Raw genomic sequence first — 9,339 nt, forward strand, 5'->3', positions numbered from 1 at the left:
GTTTCCGTAAACCGGAAGTCAGGGGACAAAGCGAGAACAGGAATAAGCGGGTGACACTCATCATCATCTTGGGGAAATACCTGTGGATTGCCGGCATTCTGGCTTCCGTAGTGATGTCCGAAGTCGTGACCGCAGCGATGGGTTTGCTCCTCAAAGGAGAAGTCACCTACGACTATCTGGCCACGGGGATGGTAGCAGCCCTCCTGGTTTCCGGGATTGTCGTTGCCGGCACCATGAAATTTGAGGAGCTGGAACGGCGGCGCCAGGAGGAAGTGGCCAAGAACCGGGCACTCCGTGCCAGCGAACGGCGCTACCGCACCTTGATCGAGGTCGCCAGCGACGCCATCCTCGTCACCGATTCCGAGACAGGAACCCTGGTCGACTGCAACCGTCAGGCCGAAACACTGCTTGGAATGTCCCGCAACGAAATCATCGGCCGGCACCTGTGCAACCTCCAGCAAACCGGTAACGATGCCGATGGTGCAGAAACGGATCTCCTCGGCCACATGCTGCAGGGCAAAACCGGGACCATCGAGCTGTCGCTGGTCAGGGCCGACGGCACCACCGTGCCGGTGGAAGTCAGTAGCAGCACCTTCGAAATGGACGGGCGACGCTACGTCCACGGCGCATTCCGCGACATCACCCAGCGCAGGGAAGCGGAAGACCGGATCAAACATCTCGCTCATCACGACCCGCTCACCAACCTGCCTAATCGTGTCTTCCTGCACGGACGCCTCGAACAGGCGATTGAACTCGCCCGGCGGGAACAGAATCAGGTCGCGGTGATGTTCATCGACCTGGACAATTTCAAGAGAATCAACGATACCCTGGGACACCGGATCGGCGATGCGCTGCTGGAACAGGTTGCGGCGCGCCTGACCGAAAACGTCCCCGGCAGCCAGGTGGTGGGACGACTGGGCGGCGACGAGTTCATCGTCGTGATCACCGGCAACAGGGTTTCGACGACTTCAGCCGCCATGGCGGAACGAATCCTGGAAAGCCTTTGCCGCCCCTATACCGTCGAAGACTATCAGCTGCACTCCGGCGCAAGCATAGGCATCGCCATTTACCCAGCCGACGGAAACAGCGCTGAGACACTGATGAAACATGCGGACGCCGCGATGTACCATGCCAAATCGCGGGGACGCAACACCTTCGAGTTCTTCAGTCAGGCCATCAACCGCGGCGTTCGGGAGCGGCTCGACATCGAAAACGGCCTGCGCGATGCACTGAAGCACGGCGGCTTCAAACTCCATTACCAACCCCAGATCGATCTGACCACCGGCTCCATCTGCAGCGTCGAGGCGCTGCTGCGCTGGCGCCACCCGCTGCTCGGAGTCATCGCTCCCGACCGGTTCATACCCATCGCCGAAGAGACCAAACTCATCCTGCCTTTGGGACTGTGGGTCATCGACCGGGCATGCCATCAGCTGCGAGCCTGGCGGAACGACGGTATCACGGGCGTGCGCATGGCCATCAACGTTTCAGTGAAACAGTTGCAGGACGAGTCGTTTTTCGAAGCCCTGGGCTCCATCGTCGAACGCCATGGTCTGTCCGGCTCTGATATCGAACTCGAAATCACCGAGTCCGCCATCATGGAAAATCTCAGCCGGGTTCAGGCTTTGTTGAAATCGCTTCAGGATTATGGAATCACGCTCTCCATCGACGATTTCGGCACTGGGTATTCCTCATTGGGGCGCCTCAAACTATTACCCATTCAGAGTCTGAAAATCGATCGCTCCTTCGTTCACGACATCGAAACCGATCACGGCAATGCCAAGATCTGCGACGGCATCATCGCGCTCGGCCACAGCCTTGGACTGAAAATCATCGCCGAAGGCGTGGAAACCGACGCCCAGAAAAACCTGCTGCAAAACTCGGGTTGCGATGCCATCCAAGGCTTTCTCATTGCCAAACCGCTGCCTGCGGATGATGTCGCCAAACTGATAACGCAAGTAAATGGAATGACTTGAACCGGCTTTCGGCAACGAGTGCGCAACGACGGTTTCGGCCATCAGGGATTCGATCGAACCACCGCTTTCATCCTCTCCGAGGACGTGCTGCTCTTGGTACATGACACGGCTCTGTCCTGTTGCCGGGCGGGCCATTCGCAGCACGCACGGTGTCGTGCCGCGAAGGCTCGTATGGGATCAGCTCGTCCCGTCCTCCCCCATTCGCCCGGACCGAAGGTGGACCGAGCTCATCATCATCATTTCGAGGATCGCCGCTTAGCGGGTTCGAAATAGCCGTATTGCGTCTCCTGGTCGAATCGATCCCAGACATACGCCGGATCACTCAATGGAGCCGTGGGGATGGGAAAAGTCACCACGTCGAAGGCGCCGGACAAGGTCCGGCCGAGGGTATGGCCGAGACCTTTTACGAAACCAAACGGGATGAATGCCGGACCGTCATGGCTTGCCGCAATACCCACTCCTTTCACCATTTCCACCCATCCGAGCGAGGCGTTGGCCAGACCCCGTCCGAATTTGTCTCCGACATCGCCGGCGTAATTGGCCCAATCATCGGCACAAGACTCGATCGACATCGAGCCGAGAGCCAGACCGAGCAGCACGGCACACATAGCGTCATGGAGCTTCATGATTTCGATCCTCTCAGGCTGGTTAAGAACCCTATTTTGGAGCGAAGCCAGATCAACGCTCAAGTACTTTTCCAGCTGGCGCGGCTAACGGCCGCCAACCGGTCATCAGACGATCGCGGAGTCACGAAAGGGCCGGGGATGAAAGAAACCGATCATGGCGATCTATTCCTTTCGTCATCCAGCGCAGCTGATAGCCGTGATCGTCGCTGACGGTCAGCATTGGACCTTCGCGCCTCCCTCATTCCATCGACATCATATCGTAACTGAAGCATGCTAATGTGCCCGATCGCCACGCCCAGGTCATCGGCAGCCGAAACGGTGGATCTTTTCTCATTTCGTCCACCGCGGGCGTGGCCCTTCGGAACACGGCATCACGCGTCGCCGTCGTTCACGCCAGTGTGCGGGCGCGTACGCTCCGCACAGGTGCAGAAACTGGAAAAGCGAATGCAGGGTACCACACCGCACGTGTGCACCCCGAATCGTGACTGATCGATTTCACTGGCGTCCCCAGGGGGATTCGAACCCCCGTCGCCGCCGTGAAAGGGCGGTGTCCTGGGCCTCTAGACGATGGGGACAGGACTGGCTGCTAACTTAGAGTTGGTGGAGCCAGGGAGGATCGAACTCCCGACCTCAACAATGCCATTGTTGCGCTCTCCCAGCTGAGCTATGGCCCCAACCGAAGTTGAGCGATCATTATATGGCCGCTGGATATATCTGTCTAGTCTTTTTTTGCCTCGATGTACTGCAAGGCTCGGTCGATGCGATTCAGAGTGCGCAATTGACCCAGTAAATGCAGGGTGACATCCATGGGTGGCGACACGGCGGTGCCGGCCACCGCCACCCGTAGCGGCTGAGCGACAGCCCCGAGCTTGAGCCCCATCTCCTCCCCTGTGGCAACCAGGACTGTGTGGAGGGACTCCTTTTCCCATGACTGGACGACGGCCAGATGGCGCCGCAGCGCTTCCAGCGCCGGCACGCTGGCCGCAGTCAGATACTTCTGGGCGGATTTGGGGTCGTAATCGTCGAAGTCTCTATAAAAGAATCGGCTGGCCTGAGCCATCTCCACCAGGGTCTTGCAGCGTTCGCGCTGGGCCACCACCACGTCGACGGGATCGGGGCCTTCGGTCGGATCGATGTCCAGGCGCCCCAGATGCCATCGCAGATGGTGGGCGACATGGGCGGGATCGGAATGCATCAGGTAATGATGGTTGAGCCAGAGCAGCTTGTCCGGATTGAAGGTAGCTGCCGAGTGGTTGATCGCGTTGGCGTCGAAGTACTCGATCATCTCGTCGACCGAAAAGATTTCCTGATCGCCATGGGACCAGCCCAGGCGGACCAGATAGTTGAGCAAGGCTTCCGGCAGATAACCTTCGTCGCGGTACTGCATCACGCTCACCGCGCCATGGCGTTTCGACAACCGTGCGCCATCGGCGCCGAGGATCATCGGCACATGACCGTAGCGAGGCGGCTCGACGCCCAGGGCCTTGAGGATATTGATCTGGCGCGGGGTGTTGTTGACGTGATCGTCGCCGCGGATGACGTGTGATATCTTCATGTCGAGGTCATCCACCACCACGGTGAAATTATAGGTCGGGGTACCGTCCGAGCGGGCGATGATCAAATCGTCGAGTTCGCTGTTCTGGAAAGCGATGCGCCCGCGCACCAGATCGTCCCAAGCAACCTCCCCTTCGGTCGGGTTGCGGAAACGGATCACCGGGAGCACGCCCGGCCTGGGCTCGCTGCGATGACGACAACGGCCGTCGTAACGCGGTTTCTCCTTGCGCTCCATTTGCCCTGCCCTCAGCTCGTCCAGTTCCTCCTTGGTGCAGTAGCAGCGGTAGGCATGGCCTTCTTTCAGCAGCTGCTCCATCACCTCCCGGTAGCGGTCGAAACGGTGGGTCTGATAGAAAGGACCTTCGTCATATTCCAGCCCCAGCCAGGTCATACCTTCGAGAATGGCGTTCACCGATTCGACAGTGGAACGCTCTAGGTCGGTATCCTCGATGCGCAGAATGAAGGTGCCGCCGTGCTTGCGGGCGTACAGCCAGGAGAACAGAGCGGTCCGAGCGCCGCCGATATGCAGGTGGCCGGTCGGGCTGGGTGCGAAACGTGTGCGGTGGGTCATCCCTAGAACCTGATGGGTGAGCAATAAACCAAAAAGGCGTTAATGATACAGGGCGGGCGGCATCAAGAGCGATAGCGGGTCGGATCGGCAATGCCGGCTTGCTCGAACCCTTGGCGACGCAGACGGCAGGAGTCGCAGATTCCGCACGCCAGACCCTCCGCATCGGCGGCATAGCACGATACCGTCATGGCGTAGTCGATGCCGAGAGCCGTACCGGTACGGATGATATCGGCCTTGGAAAGATCGATCAGTGGCGTATGGATCCGGAACCGCCCGCCCTCGACGCCCACCTTGGTCGCCAGGTTGGCGAGCTGCTCGAAGGCGCGGATGAATTCCGGCCGACAGTCCGGATAGCCGGAATAGTCCACGGCATTGACGCCGATGAAGATGTCCAGCGCACCCAAGACCTCCGCCCAGCCCAGTGCGAAGGAAAGGAACACGGTGTTGCGGGCGGGAACGTAGGTGACCGGGATCCCGTTCTGGGGATGATCAGGGACGGCGATCCGCAAGTCCGTCAACGCCGAACCGCCGATGGCATCGAGGCCGATGTGGACGGTCTTGTGCTCGATTGCCCCCAAGGACTGGGCGAGGCGCCGCGCGGCCTTGAGTTCGGCTCCGTGGCGTTGGCCGTAATCGAAACTCATGGCATGGCAGGCGAAGCCTTCGCGGCGGGCAATCGCCAGGGTGGTGGCGGAATCGAGTCCGCCCGACAACAGGACTACGGCAGGTTTCATCAGTGCCCCGGAGTGTCGCCCCAAAGCAGCTTGTGCAACTGGAGCTGGAACCGAACCGGCAGCCGGTCCCGCAGAATCCATTCGGCGAGCTGCGCCGGCTGGAGCGCACCGGCCACCGGGGAAAAAAGGATTTCGCAACGCTCCGCGAGCCGGTGTTCGTCAAGCTTAGCCACGGCCCAATCGTAATCCGGCCGGTCGGCGATCACGAACTTAACCTGATCGCCTTGGCGGAGCGCGTCGACATTCGCATACAGGTTGCGGGACGCTTCGCCCGAGCCGGGGGTCTTCAGGTCGACCACCCGCACCACGCGCGGGTCAACCGCCGAGATGTCGTGCGCCCCGCCGGTCTCCAGCGACACTTGGTAGTCCTCGTCGCACAAGGCGGTAAGCAGCGGCAGACAGGCCTTCTGCGCCAGCGGCTCGCCCCCCGTCACCGTAACGTAGCGGGCGCCGTACCGACCGACCCGTTCGACGATTTCAGCAATACTCATGCGCTCGCCGCCGCTGAAGGCGTAGGCGGTATCGCAGTAGGAACAGCGCAAGGGGCAGCCGGTGAGACGGACGAACACGGTCGGCAGGCCGACCGTCCGGGTTTCGCCCTGGAGCGAAAAGAAGATTTCCGTGATGCGGACGAGGGTCTCGGTCACGAGGATCAGCGCTTCTCCTGCTGCATCTTCTGAAGTCGTTTCTCGGCCTGCTTCGCGGCGCTGGACCCTGGATAACGCTTGATGACGTCGTTCAGCATCTGCCTCGCGCTGGCAATCTGGCCCGTGTCGGATTCGATGTAAGCCAGCTTCAGCGCCGCGTCCGGAACCTTGGCACTTTGCGGAAAATTCTTGATCAGCTTCTGAAACGCCTCCTTTGCGCTACTGAAATCACGGTTGACGTAATGGGCCTCGCCCAGCCAGTACTGGCCGTTATCGGCATAGTCGCCGCTGGGATAGCGGGCAGTGAAACTCTTGAACTCCTTGATCGCTTCGGCGAATCTGCCATCCTTGAGCGTGCCGAAGGCCCTCTGGTACGCGGCCTCCCGGGCCGCACCATCGGATGCTGGAGGAGGCGCGACCGGCCTGCTCGTCGGCGCGGGAGCCGGGGTCGCGGCCGCGGTTCGGGTTTCGCCGCCTGTCCCGGCCCCCTCGGCTCCGGCGTCCGGGGCGTCCGCCGCGACGCCGTCGGCCGATGCCGCCGGCGGGCTCCCGGCGCCCTGTCGGATCCGCTGATCCAGATCCGTGTACATGGCCTGCTGCTGGCTCTTCAGCGTCTCAAGCTTGTGGTTGACCTCCTCGAGTTGGCCGCGTGTTTTCGCCAACTCCCGCTGGAGGCGCTCGATCTGAGTGTTCAGATCCACCAGCACCTGGCCGGCAAGCTTCTTTTCCAGTTTGGCGACGCGCTCGTCCAAGGTCTCCGCGCCGTAACCTCCGGCATCGTAGCCGCCGTAGCCCTGCTCCGCCTGCACCGGAACGGCCAGCGACAGTCCGCAAGACATGAACAGAACAGGTAAAGATCTCATCGGATCAGTTTCCCGGGTAGACTATCTCGACACGGCGATTCTTGGCCCAGGCCGCTTCTCCGCTGCCCGGGTCCGCGGGTTTCTCTTCGCCGAAACTCACGATCTGCATCTGACCGTCGCTCGCCCCCTGAAAGCGCATGGTGTTGGCGATCGAGCGCGCCCGCTGTTCGCCCAGGGCGATGTTGTATTCGGGCGAGCCGCGTTCGTCGCAATGCCCTTCCAGCGTCACCGTGACGTTGGGATGCGATGCCAGATAAGCGGCGTGCGCGTTGACGATCGGCACGTACTCGGGCAGGACCTCACTGCTGTCATAGCCGAAATAAATCACCCGCTTATAGAGCGGGCTGGAAGGATCGTTCAGTGCGGGATCGCCCCCGCCACTGCCATATGCCCCACCGCCATAGGCACCGCCTGTACCGCCATACGCCTTGCCGCCGTTCCCGCCCGCGCCGTACTTGCCGATCTGGGGCCCGCCCGGACCGCCGCCGCCCTCGAGCCCCACGCCGGCCGCATCGTCAGGTCTCACTTCTTCCTTCTTGGAGCATCCCGCTGTCAGCAGCGATGCCGCAACCACAATCAACAAACCCGTTCTCATGCGATTCATAATGCCTACCCTTCCGAAATCTCGAGATTTATGGCCTCGGCCATCGAGATCAAGGCGACCATGCGGGCTCCCGCACGGCGCCCCCCTCGATCCGCAGACTCTGACGGACCTTGCCGTCGATGGAAACCGCCGCCAGCTGGCCCCGCCGCGCAGCGTACAAAATCATGCTGCCATTGGGAGCGAAGCCCGGGGATTCGTCCAAAGGACCGCTGGTCAAAACCCGAACCGCACGGCTGGCCAGATCCATGACTGCGATCCGGTAATCGCCGCCCTTGCCGTGCACCATGGCGAGGCTGCGGCCATCCGGCGAGAACACACCGCGGGCATTGTAATCCCCTTCGTACGTCAGCCGTTCGGCCGGTCCCCCGCTTGCCGACACCAGATACAGCTGGGGTTTGCCACCGCGATCGGAAGTGAACACGATGGAACGGCCGTCCCGTGACCAGTTCGGTTCGGTGTCGATCCCGCCGTAATCGGTGATCCTGGTGAGCCCGCCCGATCCCAGGTTCATGACGTAGATATCGGGATTGCCGTCTTTCGACAAGGTCAGCGCCAGCCGCGATCCGTCCGGCGAGAACGCCGGCGCGCCGTTGATACCCGGAGCATCCGACACCTTGCGGCGCTCGCCGGTAGCCAGCGTCTGAACGTAGATCGCCGACCTGCGGCTTTCGAACGAAACGTAGGCGATCTTGGTACCGTCGGGCGACCAGGCCGGCGACATAATCGGCTCGTTCGAGACGATGACGCTCTGCGGGTTGTAGCCGTCCGTGTCCGCCACCTGCAGGTTGTAGCGCCGGTTGGCGCCCTCACCTGACACGCTGACATAAGCGACGCGCGTGGCAAACGCGCCGGGCTCACCGGTGATGGCCTTATAGATGACGTCGGCGATCCGATGGGCGGCTTGGCGGGTTTCGGCTCTTCCGAAGGGCAATCTGTAGCTGACGACCAGCGTGCCACGGATGACGTCGACGACATGGAAATCGGCTTCGTAGCCGTCGCCGGACGGCCGGATTTGGCCCACCACGACGAAATCCTGGCCCAAAGCCTGCCATGCCGCCTGCTGAACCTGGTCCGGCGCCGTCGGCCGCTCCTGCATGGCGCTTTCCGCCAAGGTTCTGAATCGCCCGCTGCGCTGCAGGTCGGCCGACACGATCTGGCTGAGAGAGTCGCTCAAGCTTCCCTGGTTGGCGAAGGGAACGACGGCCACCGGAATCGCCCCTTCCACCCCTTGGCTGATCTGAACCTGGAGTTCCGCACAGACCTGACCCGCGGCGATGAGCAACAGGAACGAGATCCAACGGGCGATCGCACGCGCCTTGTTCATGCTTGGTACCTTGACTCGACTAACCGGCAGGTTCGAATTTGAACGTGAAAGAACGCAGCTCCGCGGCAACCCTGGGATCCGACGGCATGGGCAGGGGGGACGCTTTTTTCACCGCGCTTTCCGCGGAACGGTCGAAGGCGGCATCGCCGCTGCTCTTCACGACCCGTGCCTCGACGACCGTTCCATCCCCAAGCGTTCTCACCTGGATTATACAAAACAGGCCGCCTCTGGCGGCAGACGGCTTGAGCCACAGGCCTTCCACGCGGGGTTTGATGTAACGATTCGCCCATTTGTTCGCCTCACGTTCCGCCAGCTCCCTGCGTTCGTTGTTCAACTGCTCCTCCAATTCGGCCTTGCGCCGGGCATCTTCCACGGCCTTTTTCCGTGCTTCCGCCGCCGCCTTGGCCTTGACTTCTTCCTCCATCTCCCTCGTGGCTTCTGCC

9 protein-coding genes and 2 tRNA genes are annotated in these 9,339 nt (G+C 61.5%); 1 reads left to right on the forward strand and 10 read right to left on the reverse strand.

Annotated features, from left to right (window positions below):
* Positions 1-50: 50 nt before the first annotated feature.
* The gene (locus tag H156_RS0114130) at positions 51-1,973 is read left to right on the forward strand and encodes a putative bifunctional diguanylate cyclase/phosphodiesterase (RefSeq protein WP_017365821.1); all 1,923 of its coding nucleotides are present in this window, start codon (positions 51-53) and stop codon (positions 1,971-1,973) included.
* A 236-nt stretch (positions 1,974-2,209) separates the two neighbouring features.
* Here H156_RS0114130 and H156_RS16225 read toward each other — a convergent pair whose 3' ends face one another.
* The 10 genes from H156_RS16225 to tolA form a co-directional block, all read right to left on the reverse strand.
* Positions 2,210-2,599: an exosortase system-associated protein, TIGR04073 family gene (locus H156_RS16225; protein ID WP_081423411.1), complete on the reverse strand. Its 390-nt coding sequence runs from the start codon at positions 2,597-2,599 to the stop codon at positions 2,210-2,212.
* A gap of 499 nt (positions 2,600-3,098) precedes the next feature.
* Positions 3,099-3,174: transfer RNA gene (locus tag H156_RS0114140), tRNA-Glu, on the reverse strand.
* Between the two features lie 23 nt (positions 3,175-3,197).
* Positions 3,198-3,273 (reverse strand) — tRNA-Ala (locus tag H156_RS0114145).
* A 44-nt stretch (positions 3,274-3,317) separates the two neighbouring features.
* The gene (gene gltX, locus H156_RS0114150; RefSeq protein ID WP_017365819.1) at positions 3,318-4,724 is read right to left on the reverse strand and encodes a glutamate--tRNA ligase; all 1,407 of its coding nucleotides are present in this window, start codon (positions 4,722-4,724) and stop codon (positions 3,318-3,320) included.
* 62 nt (positions 4,725-4,786) lie between these two features.
* A complete protein-coding gene (gene queC, locus H156_RS0114155) occupies positions 4,787-5,458 on the reverse strand; it encodes a 7-cyano-7-deazaguanine synthase QueC (RefSeq protein WP_017365818.1) in 672 nt (223 codons plus the stop codon).
* The gene (queE, locus tag H156_RS0114160; protein WP_017365817.1) at positions 5,458-6,105 is read right to left on the reverse strand and encodes a 7-carboxy-7-deazaguanine synthase QueE; all 648 of its coding nucleotides are present in this window, start codon (positions 6,103-6,105) and stop codon (positions 5,458-5,460) included. The genes queC and queE overlap by 1 nt, the downstream gene beginning before the upstream one ends.
* Before the next feature lie 5 nt (positions 6,106-6,110).
* Complete coding sequence (gene ybgF, locus H156_RS0114165) at positions 6,111-6,968, reverse strand: tol-pal system protein YbgF (protein ID WP_036246538.1); 858 nt, start codon at positions 6,966-6,968, stop codon at positions 6,111-6,113.
* 4 nt (positions 6,969-6,972) lie between these two features.
* Positions 6,973-7,542: a peptidoglycan-associated lipoprotein Pal gene (pal, locus tag H156_RS0114170; RefSeq protein WP_306440755.1), complete on the reverse strand. Its 570-nt coding sequence runs from the start codon at positions 7,540-7,542 to the stop codon at positions 6,973-6,975.
* Positions 7,543-7,621: 79 nt separating this feature from the next.
* The gene (tolB, locus tag H156_RS0114175; protein ID WP_017365814.1) at positions 7,622-8,896 is read right to left on the reverse strand and encodes a Tol-Pal system beta propeller repeat protein TolB; all 1,275 of its coding nucleotides are present in this window, start codon (positions 8,894-8,896) and stop codon (positions 7,622-7,624) included.
* Between the two features lie 19 nt (positions 8,897-8,915).
* The coding region (gene tolA, locus H156_RS16230) for a cell envelope integrity protein TolA (protein WP_036246541.1) at positions 8,916-9,339 on the reverse strand (424 nt) is incomplete at its 5' end.

The organism is Methylococcus capsulatus str. Texas = ATCC 19069 (genome assembly GCF_000424685.1).
Lineage (GTDB): Bacteria > Pseudomonadota > Gammaproteobacteria > Methylococcales > Methylococcaceae > Methylococcus > Methylococcus capsulatus.

What these genes read in the sequence shown, in the direction of transcription:
- gltX (WP_017365819.1), bottom strand. Translation starts at nt 4,724, where the DNA reads ATGACCCACCGCACACGTTTCGCACCCAGCCCGACCGGCCACCTGCAT.
- queC (WP_017365818.1), bottom strand. Translation starts at nt 5,458, where the DNA reads ATGAAACCTGCCGTAGTCCTGTTGTCGGGCGGACTCGATTCCGCCACC.
- H156_RS16225 (WP_081423411.1), bottom strand. Translation starts at nt 2,599, where the DNA reads ATGAAGCTCCATGACGCTATGTGTGCCGTGCTGCTCGGTCTGGCTCTC.
- ybgF (WP_036246538.1), bottom strand. Translation starts at nt 6,968, where the DNA reads ATGAGATCTTTACCTGTTCTGTTCATGTCTTGCGGACTGTCGCTGGCC.
- tolB (WP_017365814.1), bottom strand. Translation starts at nt 8,896, where the DNA reads ATGAACAAGGCGCGTGCGATCGCCCGTTGGATCTCGTTCCTGTTGCTC.